The sequence below is a fragment of the Alicyclobacillus sp. ALC3 genome (genome assembly GCF_028751195.1).
Lineage (GTDB): Bacteria > Bacillota > Bacilli > Alicyclobacillales > Alicyclobacillaceae > Alicyclobacillus_L.
Window position 1 is genome coordinate 4,028,338 of record NZ_CP066784.1, and the last position, 21,364, is coordinate 4,049,701.

At 57.9% G+C, this 21,364-nt stretch carries 22 protein-coding genes and 1 other RNA gene; 20 read left to right on the top strand and 3 right to left on the bottom strand.

The window, feature by feature from the left end; genetic code table 11:
• Nucleotides 1-180 precede the first annotated feature (180 nt).
• The 8 genes from hisS to JC200_RS18580 all read left to right on the top strand — a co-directional run bounded on the left by hisS (nucleotide 181) and on the right by JC200_RS18580 (nucleotide 8,195).
• Entirely contained in the window at nucleotides 181-1,449 is a 1,269-nt protein-coding gene (gene hisS / locus JC200_RS18545; RefSeq protein ID WP_274433197.1) for a histidine--tRNA ligase, read from the top strand.
• Entirely contained in the window at nucleotides 1,446-3,275 is a 1,830-nt protein-coding gene (gene aspS / locus JC200_RS18550; protein WP_443111834.1) for an aspartate--tRNA ligase, read from the top strand. The genes hisS and aspS overlap by 4 nt, the downstream gene beginning before the upstream one ends.
• Nucleotides 3,276-3,422: 147 nt before the next feature.
• Nucleotides 3,423-3,605, top strand: a non-coding RNA gene (gene ssrS, locus JC200_RS18555) — 6S RNA.
• 175 nt (nucleotides 3,606-3,780) lie between these two features.
• The gene (gene ltaE, locus JC200_RS18560) at nucleotides 3,781-4,845 is read left to right on the top strand and encodes a low-specificity L-threonine aldolase (protein WP_274433199.1); all 1,065 of its coding nucleotides are present in this window, start codon (nucleotides 3,781-3,783) and stop codon (nucleotides 4,843-4,845) included.
• A 32-nt stretch (nucleotides 4,846-4,877) separates the two neighbouring features.
• A complete protein-coding gene (locus JC200_RS18565) occupies nucleotides 4,878-6,167 on the top strand; it encodes a replication-associated recombination protein A (protein WP_274433200.1) in 1,290 nt (429 codons plus the stop codon).
• A complete protein-coding gene (locus JC200_RS18570) occupies nucleotides 6,164-6,574 on the top strand; it encodes an RrF2 family transcriptional regulator (protein ID WP_274433201.1) in 411 nt (136 codons plus the stop codon). Before JC200_RS18565 ends, JC200_RS18570 begins: the two co-directional genes overlap by 4 nt.
• An 18-nt stretch (nucleotides 6,575-6,592) precedes the next feature.
• Nucleotides 6,593-7,744 (top strand): cysteine desulfurase family protein, encoded by a 1,152-nt coding sequence (locus JC200_RS18575; protein ID WP_274433202.1) that lies wholly within the window; start codon nucleotides 6,593-6,595, stop codon nucleotides 7,742-7,744.
• A 259-nt stretch (nucleotides 7,745-8,003) separates the two neighbouring features.
• Nucleotides 8,004-8,195, top strand: coding sequence for a hypothetical protein (locus JC200_RS18580; protein ID WP_274433203.1), 192 nt, complete (start codon nucleotides 8,004-8,006; stop codon nucleotides 8,193-8,195).
• Nucleotides 8,196-8,277: 82 nt separating this feature from the next.
• On the opposite strand, the gene crcB is transcribed toward JC200_RS18580, so the two are convergent.
• Together crcB and JC200_RS18590 are read right to left on the bottom strand one after the other, a co-directional pair.
• On the bottom strand, nucleotides 8,278-8,643 hold the full coding sequence (gene crcB, locus JC200_RS18585) for a fluoride efflux transporter CrcB (protein WP_274433204.1): 366 nt from the start codon (nucleotides 8,641-8,643) through the stop codon (nucleotides 8,278-8,280).
• A gap of 38 nt (nucleotides 8,644-8,681) precedes the next feature.
• Nucleotides 8,682-9,089 carry a fluoride efflux transporter FluC gene (locus JC200_RS18590; protein WP_274433205.1) on the bottom strand — a complete coding sequence of 136 codons (408 nt, stop codon included), beginning with the start codon at nucleotides 9,087-9,089 and terminating at the stop codon, nucleotides 8,682-8,684.
• 153 nt (nucleotides 9,090-9,242) lie between these two features.
• Between JC200_RS18590 and JC200_RS18595 the strand changes: the two genes are divergently transcribed.
• The 12 genes from JC200_RS18595 to rsfS all read left to right on the top strand — a co-directional run bounded on the left by JC200_RS18595 (nucleotide 9,243) and on the right by rsfS (nucleotide 20,881).
• Nucleotides 9,243-10,304: an AI-2E family transporter gene (locus JC200_RS18595; RefSeq protein ID WP_274433206.1), complete on the top strand. Its 1,062-nt coding sequence runs from the start codon at nucleotides 9,243-9,245 to the stop codon at nucleotides 10,302-10,304.
• 376 nt (nucleotides 10,305-10,680) lie between these two features.
• Nucleotides 10,681-13,347: an alanine--tRNA ligase gene (alaS, locus tag JC200_RS18600; protein ID WP_443111835.1), complete on the top strand. Its 2,667-nt coding sequence runs from the start codon at nucleotides 10,681-10,683 to the stop codon at nucleotides 13,345-13,347.
• A gap of 119 nt (nucleotides 13,348-13,466) precedes the next feature.
• Nucleotides 13,467-13,742, top strand: a complete 276-nt coding sequence (locus JC200_RS18605) for an IreB family regulatory phosphoprotein (RefSeq protein ID WP_443111836.1) — start codon at nucleotides 13,467-13,469, stop codon at nucleotides 13,740-13,742.
• Nucleotides 13,723-14,163, top strand: a complete 441-nt coding sequence (ruvX, locus tag JC200_RS18610) for a Holliday junction resolvase RuvX (RefSeq protein WP_274433207.1) — start codon at nucleotides 13,723-13,725, stop codon at nucleotides 14,161-14,163. Before JC200_RS18605 ends, ruvX begins: the two co-directional genes overlap by 20 nt.
• A 141-nt stretch (nucleotides 14,164-14,304) precedes the next feature.
• The gene (locus tag JC200_RS18615; protein ID WP_274433208.1) at nucleotides 14,305-15,744 is read left to right on the top strand and encodes a penicillin-binding transpeptidase domain-containing protein; all 1,440 of its coding nucleotides are present in this window, start codon (nucleotides 14,305-14,307) and stop codon (nucleotides 15,742-15,744) included.
• Nucleotides 15,745-15,772: 28 nt separating this feature from the next.
• Nucleotides 15,773-16,480 carry an RNA polymerase sporulation sigma factor SigK gene (gene sigK, locus JC200_RS18620; RefSeq protein WP_274433209.1) on the top strand — a complete coding sequence of 236 codons (708 nt, stop codon included), beginning with the start codon at nucleotides 15,773-15,775 and terminating at the stop codon, nucleotides 16,478-16,480.
• A 242-nt stretch (nucleotides 16,481-16,722) separates the two neighbouring features.
• Complete coding sequence (locus JC200_RS18625) at nucleotides 16,723-17,262, top strand: YqeG family HAD IIIA-type phosphatase (RefSeq protein ID WP_274433210.1); 540 nt, start codon at nucleotides 16,723-16,725, stop codon at nucleotides 17,260-17,262.
• Nucleotides 17,263-17,268: 6 nt separating this feature from the next.
• Nucleotides 17,269-18,426: a ribosome biogenesis GTPase YqeH gene (yqeH, locus tag JC200_RS18630; RefSeq protein WP_274433211.1), complete on the top strand. Its 1,158-nt coding sequence runs from the start codon at nucleotides 17,269-17,271 to the stop codon at nucleotides 18,424-18,426.
• A 15-nt stretch (nucleotides 18,427-18,441) separates the two neighbouring features.
• Nucleotides 18,442-19,296, top strand: coding sequence for a shikimate dehydrogenase (gene aroE / locus JC200_RS18635; protein ID WP_274433212.1), 855 nt, complete (start codon nucleotides 18,442-18,444; stop codon nucleotides 19,294-19,296).
• A 41-nt stretch (nucleotides 19,297-19,337) separates the two neighbouring features.
• Nucleotides 19,338-19,946, top strand: coding sequence for a nicotinate (nicotinamide) nucleotide adenylyltransferase (gene nadD, locus JC200_RS18640; RefSeq protein WP_274433213.1), 609 nt, complete (start codon nucleotides 19,338-19,340; stop codon nucleotides 19,944-19,946).
• Between the two features lie 15 nt (nucleotides 19,947-19,961).
• Nucleotides 19,962-20,531 (top strand): bis(5'-nucleosyl)-tetraphosphatase (symmetrical) YqeK, encoded by a 570-nt coding sequence (gene yqeK, locus JC200_RS18645; RefSeq protein WP_274433214.1) that lies wholly within the window; start codon nucleotides 19,962-19,964, stop codon nucleotides 20,529-20,531.
• A complete protein-coding gene (gene rsfS, locus JC200_RS18650) occupies nucleotides 20,528-20,881 on the top strand; it encodes a ribosome silencing factor (RefSeq protein WP_274433215.1) in 354 nt (117 codons plus the stop codon). The genes yqeK and rsfS overlap by 4 nt, the downstream gene beginning before the upstream one ends.
• 40 nt (nucleotides 20,882-20,921) lie before the next feature.
• Here the strand turns inward: rsfS and mntR are convergent, their stop codons facing one another.
• Nucleotides 20,922-21,353 carry a transcriptional regulator MntR gene (gene mntR, locus JC200_RS18655; protein WP_274436594.1) on the bottom strand — a complete coding sequence of 144 codons (432 nt, stop codon included), beginning with the start codon at nucleotides 21,351-21,353 and terminating at the stop codon, nucleotides 20,922-20,924.
• Between the last annotated feature and the right edge of the window lie 11 nt (nucleotides 21,354-21,364).

Genomic DNA, 21,364 nt, shown 5'->3' on the forward strand with positions numbered 1-21,364 from the left:
GCTCCCAAGCACGGGCGTGTCGCGCTCGTTACGCGCGCCAAGCGGAGTTGTGCTTGATGCACAGCTCAACCAGGGTGGCACCGCGGAAACTGCGCCTTTCGTCCCTGCCGACTTTGTCGGCCTGACGAGGGGCGTTTTTTGTTCTTGTCTCGTCGGTCGATCACACAGGAGGAAACCATTATGTTGACACAGCGTCCACGGGGTACTTCAGACATTCTTCCGGCCGAAACGGCAAAGTGGCAAGCAGTTGAGGACTCCATGCGGAGTACTTTTCGGAACTATCACTACGGCGAGATCCGAACACCAATCTTTGAACACACGGAACTGTTTGCGCGCGGAGTTGGAGAGACAACCGACATCGTCTCAAAAGAGATGTACACCTTCGTCGACCGCGGCGACCGCAGCATTACCTTGCGTCCGGAAGGGACCGCCGGTGTTGTGCGGGCTTATGTGGAAAACAAGCTGTACGGTGAGCCTGGTGTGACAAAGCTCTACTACATTGGCCCGATGTTCCGCTACGAAAAGCCGCAAAAAGGGCGTGAACGACAGTTCTATCAGTACGGCTGCGAGGTGCTCGGCTCCGACCAACCAAGTGTTGACGCAGAGGTCATTGCGTTAAATCTTGACGTGCTCACTGGCCTTGGGTTAACGGAGCTGCACGTCGAGCTGAACAGCGTCGGGTGCAGCGTGTGTCGGCCGCAGCACCGAGAGCGAATGATCGCAGCCTTGACACCCTACAAGGAAGAGCTCTGCGAGGATTGTCAGGCGCGCCTCGAGCGCAACCCGTTGCGCATCTTTGACTGCAAAAACCGCTCCTGCAAACTGGTGCTGGAGAAGTCGGGTGCACCGACAATTCTTGAAGCCCTGTGCAGTGACTGCAGTGAACACTTTGGGGCTGTTCAGCGGACGCTCGAGGGGATTGGCGTGCCGTTTGAGGTCAACGACCGCCTTGTCCGCGGTCTGGACTACTACACGCGCACAGCGTGGGAAATCACGGTGCCGGAACACGGCACCATCGCTGGCGGCGGACGCTACAATGGCCTTGTCGCTACAGTAGGTGGACCGGAAACTCCCGGCATCGGCTTCGCCGGGGGAATGGAACGCGCTATGCTTGTCCTCGCAGCCCAGCGCGGCGGAGACCTCACTAAAAATGAACTCGACGTTTTTGTGGCAGTTGCGCACCAAGCTGCAGAGGAGATGGCCATGCAGCTGCTCCAGGCCTGTCGCCGGGCGGGACTACGCGCAGACCGAGACTATCTTGGTCGCAGTTTGAAGTCCCAGTTTAAAGCAGCCGATCGCGATGGTTCGACGTTTGTCGCGACCGTCGGCGATGAAGAAGTGGCGAATCAGACGGTCTCCCTCAAAGACTTGGCCACAGGCGAACAGCAGGTCGTCGCGCTGGCGGATACCGTCAACTATCTCTTACAAAAGGCAGGGAGTGCGTCATGACAGCCATGGGGCAAGGGGCACCAGAAAGAACAGTGAGCGGTCAAATGACACTAATGCGTACACACTGGGTTGCGGATACTGCCGGGCTTGCACCGGGCACGAAGGTGGTTCTCTCCGGTTGGGTACAGCGCCGCAGAGACCTTGGCAACTTGATATTCATCGACCTTCGCGATCGGACAGGGATGGTCCAATTGGTTTTTGACCGCGAGCGCGGAACGTCTCCAGCGGTCTTGGAAGTGGCCGATTCGCTGCGCAGCGAGTACGTGCTGAGCGTGGCGGGAGAGGTCGTCGCACGGTCGGCCGAAACGGTCAATTTAAAAATCGCAACGGGCCGGATTGAAGTGCTAGTCGGCGAGGCGGAGCTGTTAAACGCGGCGAAGACACCGCCGTTTTACATTCAGGACGACATTGATGTCGACGAGACAGTGCGTCTGCGCCACCGCTACCTTGACCTGCGGCGGCCACAGATGCAAGCGATGTTGAGGCTGCGCCACCGCGTGTTCCGTGCGTTTCGGGAGTTCTTGGACGACCACGGCTACATCGAAGTTGAGACGCCGATTTTAACGCGCAGTACGCCAGAGGGCGCGCGCGACTACATTGTACCCAGTCGCTTGCAACCTGGGGAGTTCTACGCTTTGCCACAATCACCGCAGCTGTTCAAGCAGCTCCTGATGGTCGGGGGACTCGAGCGGTACTACCAAATTGCCCGCTGTTTTCGGGATGAAGACCTGCGCGCAGACCGGCAGCCGGAGTTCAGTCAGCTCGACATCGAGACATCGTTTTTGCAGATGGACGAACTGCTCGACACCATGGAGCAGATGTTTGTGAACGTGTTTCGGGAGACAATCGGTGTGGAGTTGGCGCGTCCGTTCCAGCGCCTGACCTACCAAGAGGCGATGGACCGCTACGGGTCAGACAAACCAGACCTGCGCTTTGGTATGCCCATCGTCGACATCAGCGACGCGGTACGGGGCACGGGCTTTCGCGTGTTTGAGGATGCGCTCTCGCAGGGGGGTGTCGTCAAGGCAATCGTCGCACCCGACTGTGCACACTTCTCACGTCGACAGACCGACGAGTTGAATGCATATGTGGGGGGGTATGGCCTGAAGGGCGTGGCGCCAATCGCTGTTGACGCAGAGGCCTTCCGCTCGCCGATCGGAAAGTTCCTCGCGCCCGAACAAATGCAAGCCATCGTCGACGCCGCGGGTGCACAGGTTGGGGATTTAGTCCTCATTGCGGCGGCGCCGCGCAAGCTAGCTCTGCAGGCGCTCGGGGCGCTGCGCCTGAAACTCGGCGACGAACTCGGGCTGATTGACGAGAATGCGTTTCGCTTTCTGTGGGTGGTCGATTTTCCGCTCTTCAGCTACGACGAAGGACTTGGCCGGTATGTCCCGGAGCACCACCCGTTTACGATGCCGAAGTGGGAAGACCTCGATAAGCTCGAGTCCGACCAAGGTGCTGTGCGGGCACAGGCGTACGACTTGGTGTTGAATGGCTTTGAGTTGTCGTCCGGGAGCATGCGCATCTACCGCCGTGACATCCAGGAGCGCATGTTCGCCGCGCTTGGCTACAGCCTTGAGGAGGCGCAGGAGAAGTTCGGTTTCTTGTTGAACGCGTTTGAGTACGGTACACCTCCGCACGGCGGTATTGCGTTTGGGCTCGACCGTATCGTCATGCTGATGGGGAAGGGTAAGTCGTTGCGGGACTGCGTCGCGTTTCCGAAGACGTCGAGCGCCACGGACCTGATGATGGAGGCTCCGTCGCAAGTGAGCGCGGAGCAACTCAACACATTGCGGTTACAGGTGCGCGGGAGAACGAATCAGTAGCCGAGTCGACGGCTGTCACACGGTCTTCGCTGTGTTGTTGAAACGCGTGAGTTCTGCTCATTTCAGGTTGTCATTGGCGCCTGGTGGTGTTAACATAACACCAAGCGAGAGGCGTTCAGAAACGGCATTTCAAGGTTGTGCGCCGGAAGCGCCCTGCGCTGTTGGTGTGAACCCACTGTGTTTTGAGCCAACACCCAAAACACGGGAGGCCGATGTCTCTACCATGAGTAAACGCCTCGCACTGCGAGGACTTACAGAGTGGCTGAGCAGGACACCCACCTGCGAGAGCAGGTTCAAAACCTCGGGTTTCACGGCATTTGCGGGGCACCATAAGCGAGTCTTGGGTTGGGGAGTGCAGCGGGTCTGCCGAGTGGGCGGACGCTGCACTTCTTTCGTTTGGGAAGTTGAAGGTCGCAGTCTGCCTGTTGCAGCCGTTGCTCTTTACCCCTTGTCCCCGTGGCATTATAATAAATTCGACTATGTTACTAGGAAATGAGGCGGCAGCTTGACAAGTCAGACTGGAAACACCCCAAGCGGGCGGATTGACCTGCGCAGTGACACCGTCACACAGCCGACCGAAGCGATGCGAAAGGCAATGGTCGAGGCAGAAGTGGGCGATGATGTATATGGGGAAGACCCCACAGTACTGCGGTTAGAGCAACTGTCGGCAGAATTGCTCGGCAAGGAAGCAGCGCTGTTCGTGACTAGCGGTACACAAGGGAACCAGGTGGCCATTGCCACGCACGCAGGCCGTGGCGAAGAAGTCATCGCCGAAGCAGAAGCGCACATTTTTTACTACGAGGCAGCGGCTGTCGCAGCGATTGCAGGGGCGCAAATTCGGCAACTCACAGGCACCCGCGGGGCACTCGATGCGGATGACGTACAGGCGGCCATTCGCGAACCGAACGTTCATCATCCCCGCACAGCGCTGATTTCGCTGGAGAATACGCACAACCGGGCGGGGGGAACGGTCATCCCACTCGAGAACCTGCGGGCCATTCGCCGCGTTGCGGACGAGTACGGTGTCCCTGTGCATATGGACGGAGCGCGTCTGTTCAATGCTGCAGTGGCGTCTGGTGTGTCTGCCAAGGCGATTGCAGAGACGGTTGACACTGTGCAAATTTGCCTGTCCAAGGGCCTCTGTGCGCCCGTCGGGTCGCTTGTTGTCGGACCGCGCGAGTTCATTGAACGCGCCCGTCAGTGGCGCAAACGGCTAGGTGGCGGCATGCGTCAGGCCGGCATCATAGCGGCGCCGGGCATCATTGCGCTTACAGAGATGGTGGACCGTCTCGCGGAAGACCATGCGAACGCCCGGTGGCTGGCTGAACACCTTGCCGAATTGCCTGGCGTCACGGTGAACCTCGAAACCGTCCAGACCAACATCGTCATCGCGGACATCGGCGGGACAGGCCTGTCGGCGCCAGAGTTTCTCGCCCGACTTCAGGAGAAGGGCGTTCTCGCGACGTCCTTCGGTGGTACGCGGATTCGCTTTGTGACCCACCACGACGTGACACGGACAGACCTGGAAGCGGCAGTCCCAGTGATTTCCCGGGTGATTGCTGGCGCGTAAGGCAGTTTTTCGCCGAGAAAGTGGTGACCAGCATGGATCTCTTCAGCGTCGCAAATGAACGGGAAAACGAGGCAAGTGCGCCACTCGCCTTTCGCATGCGCCCTCGGTCTCTGGATGAAGTCGTCGGACAGAAGTCCGTCGTGGGCCCTGGTACGCTGCTCCGGCGCGTCATTGAGGCTGACCGGTTGGTCAGCGTAATCTTCTTCGGGCCACCGGGGACGGGAAAGACGACTTTGGCGCACGTGATTGCCAATGCGACGAAAGCTCGGTTTGAAACGTTGAATGCGGTCTCGTCAGGGGTTGCGGACATCCGGCGCGTGGTGCAGGAGGCGCAGGACGAACGAAAACTTTACGGGCACAAGACAGTGTTGTTTATTGACGAAATCCACCGCTTCAACAAGTCGCAGCAGGACGCTCTGCTGCCGTACGTCGAAGGTGGTCTGCTGGTGCTCATCGGTGCGACTACAGAGAACCCGTACTTTGAGGTCAATCCGGCGCTTGTCTCGCGGTCCCACATCTTCCGTTTGGAGCCGCTTGCGCAAGCGGACGTGCGGGAGTTGCTGCAACGAGCGTTGGCAGACGAGGTGAATGGGCTTGGCAGGCTGCAGGCCACACTGTTACCAGAAGCACAAGCGGTGTTAATCCAGTACGCTGCTGGGGACGCGCGGCGCGCGTTAAACTCGCTCGAACTCGCGGCGATTTCGGCTCCCGTGGGCGCAGACGGGCACCCTGTGATTGACGCCGAGCAGGCACGCCAATCGATTCAAGAGCGGCAGGTGCTCTATGACAAGACTGGGGACGAGCACTACGACACCATTTCCGCGTTTATCAAGTCGGTGCGCGGTTCCGACCCGGATGCGGCGGTGCTGTGGCTTGCCAAAATGATTGCGGCTGGTGAAGATCCGAAGTTTATCGCGCGCCGGTTGATTATTCTCGCCTCCGAAGACATCGGCAACGCCGACCCGCACGGCTTGCCGCTCGCTGTCGCAGCGCTGCACGCGGTAGAAGCTGTCGGCATGCCGGAAGGTCGGATTCCCCTCGCACAGGCGACGACTTACCTGGCGTCGGCGAAAAAATCGAATGCGGCGTACAAAGCGGTCAATCAGGCACTCGCAGACGTTGGAACTGGCCTTGGTGTACGCGTGCCTGTGCACTTGCGCGGAACTGGCTACAGCGGGGCGGCAGCTCTTGGCAGCGGCCAAGGCTACTTATATCCGCATGACTACCCGGGCCACACTGTCAAGCAAAACTACTGGCCAGAGGGCGTGAATCCGAAAAAGTACTACGAACCAGATGGGGATGAAGGGAGAAAACCCGATTGAAGATTTCGACCAAGGGCCGATACGGGCTCATGCTCCTCGTGGACCTCGCAATTCACGGAGGGGAGTCGCCGATCTCTCTGAAGTCGATCGCAGAACGTCAGGGGCTCTCTGACCACTACTTGGAACAACTCATCGCGCCGCTGCGCAATGCCGGATTCGTGCGCAGTGTGCGTGGCGCGTACGGCGGATATGTGCTGGCTAGGCCGGCGACTGAAGTTGGAGTACGCGATGTGATTTTGACACTGGAAGGTCCGCTTGACATTGTCGATGAGGACTTCGACGATGGGTTGTCGCCGCTCTGGGACCGCCTGCGTGAAGCAGTCGACCAGGTCCTCCAGTCCGTGAGCCTGCAGGACTTGGTCGAAATGCGGCAGGCAGGACAAGGACCGTACATGTTTTACATTTGAGCCGAATGGGTGACTGTCGTGATCTACTTAGACAATGCGGCTACGACACCGCTTTTGCCGCAGGTGCGAACGGCGATGTTGCCGTTTCTCGATGAGCACTTTGGCAATCCATCCAGTGTCCACAGCATTGGCCGCGAGGCCCGTCGGGCGGTGGAGATTGGACGGGAGCGCGTGGCTCGACTGCTTGGTTGCTCACCAGAGCGAGTTGTATTCACGAGCGGCGGGACAGAGGCGAATGAGAGCGCGCTCGTCGGCGCCTGGCTCGCGGCACGAAAAGCAGGGCGGACTGAAATCGTGACGACCGCAGTGGAACACCACGCTGTGCTCGAGCCTTGCGAAATGTTACAGTCGTTTGCGGCGAAGGTGACTTACGTCGCACCACGGCCTGACGGCGGGGTAGAGATTGAAGACATACTGGCCGCAGTCACTGACAAGACGGCAGTGGTCTCCGTGATGTACGTGAACAACGAGCTCGGAACAGTCAATGACGTGGCTGCGATCGCTGCGGCAATACACGAGCGCGATCCGAACGTGATTGTCCACAGCGACATGGTCCAGGCGGCGCCTGTTGTGAGACTTTACCTAGAGGACACGCAGGTCGACCTGGCAACCATCTCCGCGCATAAACTCCACGGTCCGAAAGGCGTCGGTGCACTCTATGTGCGTAAGGGACGACCGTGGCAACCTGTGTTGCGCGGTGGCAACCAAGAACAAAGGCGCCGTGCTGGCACGGAAAACACAGCTGGCATCGTGGGCTTTGGCGAGGCCGCAGACCGGCTGAGCTCTGAATTCGAAGGTCACCTGCGACACCTCAAAGAGTTGCGCGCAGTGTTTCGCGCAGGACTTGCGACCATTCCGGAGGTAGTTGTAAACTCCCCGGACGACGCTTCACCTGCCATCGTCAACGTCCGGTTCGCTGGCATTCTGAGTGAACGCCTGCTGATGCGTCTCGACTTGGCGGGTGTGGCAGCGTCAGCCGGAGCAGCGTGTACAGCCGGATCGCTGGAACCGAGTCACGTACTCGTGGCGTGCGGGCAGTCTTTGTCAGCGGTGAAGTGCGCGGTTCGGTTCAGTTTTTCAAGTCAGACAGCTACCTCGGAAGTTCGTCGAGCAATGCAAATTTTGTCGCATGAAGTCGCGATGCTTCGTCAGACAAATCGGATATCATGACGATCCAATGAACGTTGTCTCTCTGCGTGAGTCCTTCCAGCATTTGCATTGCGCGATTTTTAGGGCGGGGAGTACGATGAAGACGAACTAGCCGCTTTGACTGATGTTCCGTGCAAAGTTTTCACTCAGGCGGTGGGTACGGATGGGGCCAATCACATGGGTTGAAGCTATCCCGTGAAGTTTATGGAAGCAGCCTGCTGGGCAGGCTATGTAATAAGACAGTCATATGATTCTGCAGCTGGCAAAGGAGATAGAGTGAATGAGATGCCCACACTGCAACTGCCGAGATATCGGTAAAATTGGAGCGAACCAGTTCTATTGCTGGGGATGCTTTATGGAGTTCTCCGTGACTGGAGAAGAAGTGAAGGTCTACGAAGTTGCGGAAGACGGTTCATTAATTTCTGTTGCGGACATGCCTGGAGAGGTAGAGGTCAGTACAGGCATTATCTAGCGGCAGTGACCCGGCGCCGATACGATGATAGATGCAGGGAGAGACTTTTGACGAAGTCTGTCCCTGTTTTAGTGGAACCGGCTTAGAGTCCATACAAGCCGATTCCGGCAGCCGCTAGTCCAAACAAAAAACTTGCAGCGGCGTAGGTAGCGGCGGCGCTGTAACGGCGCTCCCGCATTAGGATGACCAACTCGTAGGAGAAGGTGGAAAATGTCGTGTATGCGCCACACATCCCTACTCCGAGCAACAGCATTACGAAGGTATGAACCTGTGGCAACCATGCGGCCATTGAACGGGTGAACAAACCGAGCAAGAACGCGCCGGAGACGTTGATAAAGAGCGTTGCGATGGGAAAGGCGACAGTCATTCTGCCGCTAATGAGACGTGACAATTCATAGCGCATCAGTGCCCCAATAATCCCTCCGGCACCTACCAGCAAAAGTGACAATCCTCAGTACCCCCGTCCCCTGCTAAAGCGTACAACCGTCATCGTTGCGAATCAGACCCTACGGATTCAAACCGCAACCGGGTCTGCCACATGGCGATGTAATAGCCAAGACCAGCGGCGCCGACGCCGAAAACAAACGACAGTCCCACGTACAAGCCTGCTACTGCAAGCATATTCGCATGTACAAGCTGCCATGTTTCTACGCTGAACGTCGAAAAAGTCGTAAACGCTCCGACGAGCCCGGTACCGACGCCGAGTCGGATGTGCGGATGAATCGAGATGCGCTCCAGTGTAATTGTGTAGAACCAGGCGAGGAAAAGGGACCCGGCGATGTTAATACACAGCGTCGCGATGGGGAAGCCATTGACAGTACCGACCCATTCGCCAATCAGAAAGCGAAGACATGCTCCGATGAACCCTCCGATCGCAACGGCAAGGTAAGCCACTACCCAATTCCCCCTTTTGATTCGCCACCGGGTTGGACATCATAGCAAAAGTATACGGAAGGCTTGCTTCGTCGCGCAAGTTGCGAACACGCGAACGCAGCGGACAAGCCGGCGTTGTTCCTGCATATACTCTGTCCGAAGGGGGGTTGAAAAGTGGACGTGTCCAGCAGAACCCTGCGAGTCGTTCTGACGGTGCTGGCAGTTCTTTTGTGCATTTATCTCTTCGGGCAAATTCGCGGTTTCATTTACGACATTTGGGGAATTCTGCGGGCGCTCGTAATCCCCTTCCTCGTCGCGTTGATCATAACCTATTTGCTTGAACCGCTCGTCAACCTTCTGACGGCGCGAAGGGTGCCTAGAGGTGTCGCGATTATCGTGATTTACTGCGCGTTCATCTTGTCTATGGTCGTCGCAGTGCTCAACGCCATTCCGATGATCAATCGGCAAATTGCGCAACTCGGGCAGCACTTGCCCGCACTCATCGCTCAGGCAGACCACTGGCTCGACGAGCTGACACGCCGCAAACAGTACTTGCCGGAAGCGGTGCGTAAAGGGATTGAATCGTCGCTGCAACAGTCAGAGCAGCACCTGACGCAGTACGCCGCTGGTGCGCTCACCATGCTCAGCGGCACGATTAACGTTCTGTTCATAGCCTTTACGATCCCGTTTCTCGCCTTTTACATGTTGAAGGACGCGAAGGCGATTGGACGCGGCATCGTCAAGCTGTCACCTGAGCGGTATCGTGACGATGTGACGAGGACCCTGCGAGGGATTGACGAAACGCTCGGAAGTTACGTTCGTGGGCAACTGCTGGTTATGTTGGCGGTGGGCGTTTTAACCTACGCTGGGCTGCTTGTGGTCCGCATGCCGTACGCGTTGTTGTTGGCGCTTTTTCTCGCGCTCTCTGACCTGATTCCCTACATTGGCCCAGTCATCGGTGCTGCGCCGGCAGTTTTGCTGGCGTTCGCGATGAGTCCGCAGATGGCTTTAAAGGTACTCATCGTCATCGTCATCGTGCAACAAGCTGAAGGGAATCTGCTGTCGCCGCAGATTATGGGCCGGTCACTGAAACTGCATCCGATGGCGATTGTTGCGGCGCTGCTCATCGGTGGCGAAGTTGGAGGAATGTTGGGGTTGCTCGTCGCTGTTCCTGTCCTCGCTGTACTGAAGGTTGTCTGGCAGAACGTCCGCGAGATTAAAGCACCGATTGAGTAACAACAGTCCGTTTGACAAACGGACTTTGCTCTCGTACAATGGCGGCACTTATAGAGTATTGCGATGAGGGAAATAAGTAGGCGCACGCTCATCCGCGCAGAGAGGGCCTCACGAGCTGAAAGAGGTTCCGGAACGCGTCCGCTGAAGCCAGTCCTGAGTGCGCTGAACAGCGACGGGAGCGCCCGTTATCGCGCATCATGAGTGACAGTGCGGAGATGCCCCGTTGTGGGTGGCGCGCTGTAATCAGGGTGGTACCGCGAGTGTGCATCGTCCTCTCGTCCCTGGCCGGGATGAGGGGACGTTTCTGCGTTTTTGCACCGTAGCGTGACACGGCGCGCTTTGTGTCAGGGGAACTTGATTGAGAGGAGAATTTGTTGTGAAGAGCCTATCTGGACAAGAGATTCGAAGAATGTACAAGCAGTTTTTCGCGGACCGAGGGCACCTGGTGTTTCCGAGTGCAAGTCTGGTGCCGCACAACGACCCGTCGCTGCTCTGGATCAACGCTGGGATGGCTCCGCTTAAACCGTATTTCGACGGTCGGGAGGTCCCGGAGCGGCCTCGCATTGTCAGTTCGCAAAAGTGCATTCGCACCAACGACATAGAGAACGTCGGCCACACGGCCAGACACCAGACGTTTTTCGAGATGCTCGGAAACTTCTCGTTTGGCGACTACTTCAAGGCGGAAGTCATCCCGTGGGCGTGGGAGTTTTTGACGCACGACCTCGAGCTTGATTCAGAACGCCTCTCGGCAACGGTGCACTACACAGATGACGAGGCCTGGCACATTTGGCACGACGTTGTCGGAGTGCCAGAAGACCGCATTGTCCGCGGCGACGAAGATAACTTTTGGGACATCGGTGAAGGGCCGTGCGGGCCTTGTTCCGAGATCTTCTACGACCGTGGGGCGGAGTTTGGGTGCGGCACAGAAGACTGCAAGCCTGGATGCGACTGCGACCGGTTTCTCGAGGTCTGGAACCTCGTGTTCACCCAGTACAACCACGAAAAAGACGGGTCGCGCACGGAACTGCCAAAGAAGAACATTGACACGGGTATGGGGCTTGAACGGGTGGCATCGATTCTTCAGGATGTCCCGAACAATTTTGAGACGGATTTGTTCCGGCCGATGATCGACCACACAGCACAAATTGCGCACCGGCCGTACGGGGGTGACGCAAGCGCTGATGTTCACTTCAAAATCATTGCGGACCACATCCGCACCGTGGCGTTTGCTATCGGCGACGGTGTGTTGCCGAGTAACGAAGGACGCGGCTACATCATTCGCCGCCTCTTGCGTCGAGCCATTCGCAGCGGTCGCAAACTCGGCATTGAGCGCCCGTTTTTGAACGAATTGGCGACAACAGTCGCTGACGTCATGGGCGCGGACTACCCGGAGGTGCGTGAGAAACTGGACTTTATCCGTCGCGTGGTGCGCACCGAGGAGGAGCGGTTCCATGAGACTTTGGCAGAAGGCGAGGCTCTCCTCGGAGCGGCACTCGACGCTGTGCTCGCCAGTGGCGGCAGCCTGCTGTCCGGGGCGGACGCGTTCAAACTCTACGACACGTTTGGCTTTCCAATCGACCTGACCGAAGAAATCGCTGCGGAGCGTGGCGTCGCCATAGATCGCGAGGCCTTTGCGAATGAACTTGAAGCGCAGCGCACAAGAGCGCGCAGCGCACGTCACGTCGCGGAGGGAATGAACGTGTCGCGCGGACAGCTCGAATCCTTTACGGACGCAAGCAGGTTTGTTGGCTATGACACACTGCGCACCGAGAGCCGCATCCTCGCGCTGTTTCGCGACGGTGAACAGGTAGCTCAGTTGAATGCCGGAGAGAGCGGACAGGCCATTCTGGATGTGACGCCGTTTTACGCTGAGAGCGGTGGACAGGTGGGGGACAGCGGGCAACTGACCGAACCAAGTACCACTGTCGAGGTGACTGACGTGAAGAAGGCGCCTCATGGTCAAAACTCGCATCACGTCACAGTGACGGAAGGTACGCTCGTTCAGGGCGACACCGTGATGGCAGCTGTGAACGAGTCTGCTCGCCGGGACACCATTAAAAACCACACGGCGACGCACTTGTTGCACAAAGCACTGCGCGAAGTGCTTGGAACGCACGTGGCGCAAGCAGGGTCGTTGGTTGAGCCGGAGCGGCTGCGCTTTGACTTCTCACACTTTGGTCCGCTCTCGGAGGTCGAGTTGCGTGAAGTGGAGAGACGCGTCAACGACGCGGTTTGGAGAGACTACCCGGTGGTCACTGAGGAAATGGATATAGATGACGCCAAGGCCAAAGGCGCCATGGCACTGTTTGGTGAAAAGTACGGTCAAACTGTACGCGTCGTTCAGGCGGGAGACTACAGTGTCGAGCTGTGCGGCGGCTGTCACGTCCCGAGAACCGGTGTAATCGGCTTGTTCCAAATTGTCTCGGAGACCGGAATTGGGTCCGGTGTGCGACGCATCGAGGCCGTCACGGGCCGATTTGCGTACGAGCACGTGCTAGAGCGAGAGAACATGATGAAGTCCGCTGCCAGTCTGCTGAAAACTGCTTCTGCCGAAGAACTGGTCGGTCGAATTGAACGTCTGTTAGACGACATGCGGCAACTCGAACGCGACCTGGAATCTGCCCGTGGCCGCCTGCTGCACGCAAAAGCGGTAGAACTACTGGAGCAAGTGGAGACAACCGTCGGGATTCCTATGCTTGCCGCGATTATAGAAGATGCCGACGCTGATGCCCTGCGCCAGTTGACTGACGAGCTGCGTGTAAAACTCCAGTCCTACGTGTTGGTTCTCGGCAGTGCGACGAACGACAAGGTGACACTCGTTGCAGCGGTGTCAAGCGACCTCCAGAAGCAGGGGCTACACGCAGGGCAGTTGGTTAAGGAAGTTGCTGCAGTCACTGGCGGAGGTGGCGGTGGGCGTCCAGATTTGGCTCAGGCCGGTGGTCGAGACGCGGCGAAGCTGCCGGAGGCCATTGCGAAGGTGGCCGACATTGTAGTAGGCAAGTGGTTGCGTCCGCAGGAAAGCAGCAGTGGCGCAGAGAAGTAAGTTAAAGATTTGGGGTTTGGGCGTACGCCAAAATGGGCGCATGCCCAGTGGGCGGGGTGAGAGACGACACCAGGGTAGTCAGAGCGTCACACCCGCAGCTTTGGAATGAGGTGGCAATGATGGGGGAAGGGTTCGACAAGACGATGCGCTTCGAGTCGAAATCAGAGAACACGGACGCCCGACAGGCCTTTCAAGTGGCTTATCGGGCACTGGTGGAGAAAGGGTATAACCCAATTTATCAGATCGCGGGGTATTTGATTTCGGGTGACCCGGCATACATCACGAGTCATTTAGATGCGCGCAACACGATTCGGCGCATCGAGCGTGACGATCTCATTGAGGAGTTGGTCCGCGCTTACGCGGAGTACACCAAAGATGCGGATTCTCGCCGTTGACTACGGCCTCGCGCGCATTGGACTCGCACTTTCCGATGAGACAGAGTTTCTCGCGCAAGGGCTAACGGTGGTGAAACGAAGCTCCGACAAGCTGGCCTGTTCAGATGTAGCGCGCATTGCGCGTGAGCATGACGCGGGGCTCATCGTTGTCGGGCTGCCCAAACTGTTGAGCGGTGAGCTAGGTGAGCGTGCCAAACAGTGTCGGCGTTTTGCGCAACTTCTGGAGACGGAATCCAGACTGCCGGTTGAGTTGTTTGACGAGCGGTTGACGACGGTCCAGGCCGAGCGGATGTTGATTGGGGCGGACGTCAGCCGCAAAAAGCGCCGTCAAGTGGTTGATGCGGTGGCCGCCACGCTGCTTCTGCAAACCTATCTCGATGCGCGCCGGAATCGGAGACACACGGTGTTTCCAGAGGATTAGGTCGCTGCGTCTGCTGTTCCCATTGTGGCATGTATAATGTTTTCGCGCGCCTGCCAGACTACGACTATGCGCCGTCGACTATCGTGGTGTGTCACCGGATTTTTCCTTTGCTTTGCCGTCCTCACCGGACGGCTCTTTGTATTGTCGGCCTACCCAGAGTTCATTCATCGCCCTACAGACGCCCGTTGGCAGTCAAAACCTCAGGTGGCGGCGGAACTCGAACACTTGCAACTTGTCCAAACCGAAGATGCGCGCGGGCGCATTCTCTACGCGAGCGGTGAGCCGTGGACAGGCTCTTGGCAGTCTAAACGGCTCACAGGTGACAACATGCACTCTGTTCGAGTTGCACTGCACGACGAACGGCGAGCCACTACAAAGTTGCAGAGCACAGTGGTCGGCACTGTTGGTTTGCCAGACCGCTGGCCCGGGCCGAAGTCCGTGCAAGAACAAGGGCGGTCTGGCTTGGAAGCCACGTTCGACGATGCCTTGAGTGGTGCTCGGCCTGGCTATGCAGGGTGGTTTGAAAACGCAGGTGGGGCGGTGACGGGTCAGGTTCGACTGATCCAGGCGAAGCGCGGCGCTGACGCGCGTACAACGATCGATCACGCCTGGCAGCGCGCTGCCGACACTGCACTTGCGGCATCCGGTGTGCACGAAGGGGCCGTTGTTGTGCTCGATGTCCGGTCAAACCGTATCCTCGCCCTCGCGAGCAGGGGGAGAAAACCGACGACAAACGTAGCCCTCAAAGCGCAGACACCAGGATCGGTGTTCAAAATTGTGACGTTGTCTGCAGCGCTGGAATCGTATCGGTTTCACTTGCAGTCGGCTTTCACCTGCGTTGGTCACGTCGTTCATCCGGGCGTGAGGATGCAGTGCTGGACCGTCCACGGTCGGGAAACGTTGGTACAGGCGTTTGCGCAGTCTTGTGACGCAGCGTTCGCAGAGGTCGGCATTGCTGTTGGTCGGCACGCTCTGCAACGGATGGCGGAGCGCTACGGCTTGACACAATACGGTCTACAGACAAAGAGCGGCGCGCCAGTTATAGCTCAGACGGAACCAGGCGTGGTGTTTCGACGTGTTGGAACTGACGCGGGACTGTTGGCCAATACCGCAATCGGGCAAGAGGATGTGCGCATCTCGCCACTCGCTGGCGCGAACCTCGCGGCTACCTTAGGACGCGGCGGCATCGCCGGCCCGGCACAACTCGTCGCAGACCTGGAGCGCGGCGGCGAAGTGGTCCGCGTTTACGACAGCGGTCGGCGTTGGCGTGCCGTCAGTGCTGCGACTGCCGCACAGGTGCGCTATGCGATGCGACTCGCCGTGACGTTGCCGACTGGCACTGCGCACTGGCTGGCGTCTTCGCTAGCTCACCCGGCGGTCAAAACCGGTACTGCGGAACTGCCGGACGGTCGTGTCAACGCGTGGATTGTGGGACTGGCTCCGGCTGAGTCTCCACAAATTGCGTTTTGTGTCTATATCGGAGATACGTCATCGGGTCGTGGACATCGTGCGGCAAAGCAAATCACGCAGGCTGTCCTCACCTCGTACACGCAGTTTTCAGCTCGCTCCGTCATAGGGTAACAACAGCGACCTTGACGGAGGTGACCAGATGCCAGGACTGTTGACTTTTCTCGCACTTGCACTGAAGGACGTCTCGGTCTTCGTCTCCTACGTCAAAAGTAGTGCCTTTCCACAGCCGTTGAGCGCAGAGGAGGAGGCGAATTGTATCGAGCGGATGCGCTCGGGCGACACAAAGGCGCGCAATCGGCTTGTCGAACACAACTTGCGGCTGGTGGCTCACTTGGTCAAGAAATTTGAGGGGTCTGGTGAAGACAGCGAAGACCTCATCTCGATTGGGACGATTGGGCTCATCAAGGCGGTCGAGAACTACCGCAGCAACCGCAACACCAAGCTCGCGACGTTCGCTGCCCGCTGCATTGAAAACGAAATTTTAATGTACCTCCGGCGCACAAAGAAGCACCGTCGCGACACTTCGCTGCAGGACCCGATTGGCACAGACAAGGACGGGAACGAACTGACCTTGGTCGATTTGCTCGGGTCTGACCCGGACGACGTAATCGATCAGGTCGACCTGACGTGGGAAAAACAGAAGGTGTATCAAAGCCTCCCATACCTTGGTGAGCGCGAACGAGAGGTGATTTGCAAGCGCTTCGGACTGCCGGCGGGGGAAGAGATGACCCAACGAGAGATTGCGACCGAACTAGGGATCTCGCGGTCGTATGTGTCGAGAATTGAGCGCAAAGCGCTGAACAAGTTGTACGAACAAATGCGGTCGGGCGACGCAGCCGGTGAATGAGCACAACAACGAGCCCAGGGCGTATCATTTTCGGGACTAACGCCTTGGGAGCGCGTTATGAGCCTGAAAACGGGCATCTTACCCGCGATGACGCCCCAGAACAGCGTTATCGCTGAGTCGAGGTGCCGAAAGCCGGGGCCGAACTCAACAGGCCAGCCCTTTGATTTTGCGAGCCTCGGCGCAGGTATGATAGAGTAAGTCGCACATGTACTATGCACGGATTCGTCAGTCTGGAGGAAGACATGGGAAACTGGATGCTCGAATTGACACCGAACGAGTACATCGCCTCTGTCTACGACCTCGACTTGGACAGGCTGTGGCACAGCGGCAAACGCGCAATTCTCACTGACCTAGACAACACGCTTGTGCCATGGAATACCCCGCTGGTGCCAAACGCCCTCACGGACTTACTCGAGAAGGCCCGTGTACGCGGATTTCGCGTGTGCATCGTGTCCAACAACAAGGGTCAGCGGGTGATGGAATTTGCCGACCGAGTTGGCGTACCTGCGCTCTCCGGTGCGAAAAAGCCGAAACCTGCCGCGTTTTCGCAGGCCATGGCACTGCTTGAGGTTGCGCCGAGCGAAACTGTGATGGTTGGCGATCAGCTGTTCACGGACGTGCGCGGTGGCAATCGCAGTGGACTTTACACTGTGCTAGTGTTGCCGCTTCACCCTCGCGAGTGGTGGGGTACACGGATTGTGCGACAGGTCGAACGGTTCGCCATGAAGCGCCTGCAGGCGCGCGGACTGCAGGTGCCAGAGCGTAGACGGGAAGGGCGGTAAATCAATATGGACACTGTTTGTCAAGGATGCGGGGCACCGCTTCAGAGTTCTGCGCCGGATGCTCCCGGGTATGTCCCTGAGAGCGCGCGCACACGTGAACACCCGGTGTGCCGGCGCTGTTACCGGATTGCCCATTACGGAGACTTTACTCCGGTGAGCTTGACGCCGGAAGATTACGAGCGAGTGGTTCGAAACGTCTTGTTTGACTCGGACACGGTGTTGTACGTACTCGACGTATTTGATCTCGAAGGGTCACTCGTACCGATTCTTCCAGAACTGATCGACGAGCAGCGCGTTGTTGTCGCGCTGAACAAAGTAGACGTATTGCCAGAAGACGTCAATCCCGCAGCTCTGGTACGCTGGGTTCGTCGCGCGGTAGAGGAGCGCGGCACGTCGGTTGCAGACATTGTACCGGTCAGTGGCGTCAGCGGGTGGGGCATCGAGCAATTGATGAAAACCCTGTTTGACAAGGGACCGGATGGGACCATCTGCGTTGTCGGAATGGCCAACGTGGGGAAGTCGACGCTGTTGAACCAGTTGACGAAAGCTGCTCGTGTCCAGCCTGTATTCACTACCTCGCGCATGCCGGGGACTACCCTCGGTGTTGCAGCGGTCGTGCTAGATAGCGACGGTGGGCGTTCGCATGTGCTGATTGATACGCCAGGTTTGATCAACGGGACCAGGGCGACTGACCATCTCTGCAAAGACTGCCTAGAGCAGGCTGTACCTGCGCTGCGACTGCGGCCGCGAGTTTTTCAACTCGACAGCGAACAGACCCTGTTTCTCGGCGGTTTTGCCCGTCTCGATTTCAACTCCGGCCCACACCAGCCGCTGGTCTGCTATGTCAGCAATGACCTGGTGATACACCGAACCAAGTTGGTTCGAGCCGATAGCTTTTACCGCGATCACGCTGAGGACATCTTGGTGACGCCGTGTGCAACCTGCCGCCGCAAGTTGACCGGTTGGACGCAATACCGCATCACCACCCAGGCACCTCGTGACAACAAGACACTACACGTGAGCGCGAATGGCAGCGACATCGTCCTCGCCGGTCTTGGCTGGGTCAGCTTGTTCGGTGGTCCGTTTGAAGGGGTGCTCCATGCACCTGAAGGGCTGCAGGTGACTACGCGCCCTCGTTTAGTGGGCGAACTCAGCAGGCGTTGAGGGAGGTGGGCCGTGATGGGCAAACGGTGGTTTGGTGTTATGGGTGACCCCGTCATGCACAGTGTATCCCCGGCTATGATGAATGCGGCGTTCACTGCGCAAAACTTGGATGCTGTCTACCTGGCCTTTCACGTACCAGCCGAATCCCTCACAGAGGCTGTGAACGGCTTGCGAGCGCTGGGTGCGGCCGGAGTAAACGTGACCATTCCACACAAGCAGGCTGTTTTAGAGGTAACCGACTCGACATCGAAAGAAGCGGAACTGGCGGGGGCAGCGAATACCTTGTGGTTTTTGGAAGACGGGTCTATCCACGCACATAACACGGACATCGAGGGCTGGTGGGGGAGTGTGTCGCCAGTTCTACCGATGCATTGGGAACGCGCTGCTGTACTCGGGGCCGGAGGCGCATCGCGCGCGGTGCTGACCGCCCTGTCGCTGTACAAGCCAGACTGCAAGGTGGACATCGTGGTGCGAGATGTGGGCAAAGCAGAAGCTATCGCACGTCAATTCGCTGACCGTCTGACAATTGACATTCACGACTGGCAGGCGCGCGGTGAAGTGATTTCTGCGTGCGACCTCGCCGTGAACACGACATCTCTTGGCATGTGGCCGCATGAAGATGGTTCTCCGGTCCAAGACGCCGATTGTTTCAAAACAGGTCAAGTGGTCCAGGACCTGGTCTACGCGCCGCTGGAAACGCACTTCCTGCGGTTGGCGCGTTCCGGCGGTGCAACGCCCGTTGACGGACTTGGCATGCTTGTGGGACAAGGAGCGGCTTCGTTTCGGCTGTGGACGGGACTGGCAGCACCGCAGGCCGTGATGCGTCAGGCGGCGGAACAGGCGCTGGCACAGCGCAGGGCGAACGCCTAGCTGTGGTATACTGGGGGCGATGAAATGGGGGATATTCGGTCGTGCAGCGTGATGAGCGCCTAGTAGTTCTGTTTGGCGGTACGTTTGACCCGCCGCACGTTGGCCACTTGGCAATGGCACAACTTGCACTTGAGCAGACCCGAGCATCGCGCGTTTGTCTGTTGCCTTCGCCAGCACCTCCGCATAAAGAGGAACAGTCTCTGCCGTTTGCTGTGCGGGTAAAACTCTGCCAAGCATTGGTGGAGGGCTACGACAGACTCACAGTGTCGACGTTTGAAGCTGACCTGCCGCGGCCATCCTTCACAGTGGATACCGTGTTGGCGTTGCAAGCTCTCCATCCAGATACGCGTTTTCTATTTTTACTCGGTGGAGACAGTCTTGCACAACTGCCGACTTGGGAACGGGCACAAGAACTCGCACGGACCATCCCGTTTCTCGTCGCAGCACGAAGTACCCATCCGCTCGCGTCCACGCTCGACACGGTTCGCCAGCAACTACCGGGTATTCAGGTGCAGGCAGTCGAAATGCCGATTCTCGACGTGTCTTCGAGTTGGTTGAGAGCAAGGTTTGACCAAAATTTGTCTTTGTGTGGACTGGTGCCAGAACCCGTATTGGTGTGCTGGCGGTCTCAGAGTCACGCGAGACAATAGGGAGAGGCGGCACACTTGGAAGAGAAAGAGGTCGCCGAGCGAGTCCGGGCGGAACTGTCAGAAGCCCGGTTTGCACACACACAAGGTGTGGTCGACGCTACCACAGAGCTAGCACGTCGCTTTGGTGCTAACGTTCAAGCGGCGCGGCTCGCCGCGTGGGTCCATGACATCGCGCGCGAGTGGCCGCGTGAGCGACTGTTGCAAGCCGCCCTGCGAGTGGAAATGCCGAGCGGTTTTGCGCTTATCCCAGCCCTCTTGCATGGACCCATCGCCGCCGGTTTGGCAAATGAGTGGTTCGGTGTGTCAGATGCTGTAGCGGACGCCATTCGGTACCACACAACGGGTCGCGTCGGCATGTCTGTGCTCGAAAAGGTGGTCTGTCTCGCTGACGCGATTGAGCGAGGACGTGACTACCCGGGGGTCAATGACATTCGCGCGGCAGCTCTAACTGACCTCAATTTGGCGCTCGCCATGTCGTTTGATTCGACAATCCAATATCTTTTACTGAAGCGAGAACCTATTTTCCCGCTGACAGTAATGGCACGGAATGAATTTTGGGAACTGACCAGGGAGGTTCGTGAATGATCGAGTCGATCGACCACATTGCACGATTAGCTGCACAAGCCGCTGCAGATAAAAAGGCCAGCAACATCGTAGTTTTGGATATCCACGAGTTGACACCGATTGCAGACTACTTCGTGATCTGCTCGGCGAACTCCGGTACGCAAATAGAGGCGGTCGCTAACGCGGTGCGCGACAAACTCGAAGAGTCAGGAGTTTCCTGCCGAGGTGTCGAAGGGCTCAGTGAAGCGCGATGGGTGCTGCTTGACTTTGGTGATGTGGTTGTTCACGTCTTTCGAGCGGAGGACCGTGAGTTTTACCATTTGGAACGGCTGTGGGGCGATGCCAAGACAATCGAGTACGAGGTTCTTTGACACGTCGCTAGTAGTCGGAGGCGCTAGGCCGGACGGACGTTCATACGTTGTCAGTCGCAGAGCTGCCGCCCGACCTACGCTCTTGGCAAAATTCCTCAAACTGCGTACGGCAGTCTTCGTGACTTTCAAAGAACAGAACCAGCGATTGCAGGGTATCGAGTGTTTTGGGACTGACGTGATGCTCGATGCCTTCTACATCGCGGGTAATCGTTTCTTCTCCGACGCCAAGCATGCGCAGAAAATCTGCCAGCATGCGATGGCGTTCTTTCATTTGCTTTCCGAGCCGTTGACCCCGTGACGTCAAGATGATGCCGCGGTACTTCTCGTACGTGACGTACTGGTTATCGTCGAGCTTCTGAATCATTTTTGTGACAGACGAGGGTTGAACCTCCAAAGAAGACGCGATATCCGATACGCGTGCATAGCCCTTTTCGTGCATCAGTTCGTAAATTTTCTCCAGGTAGTCCTCCATGCTTGGCGTCA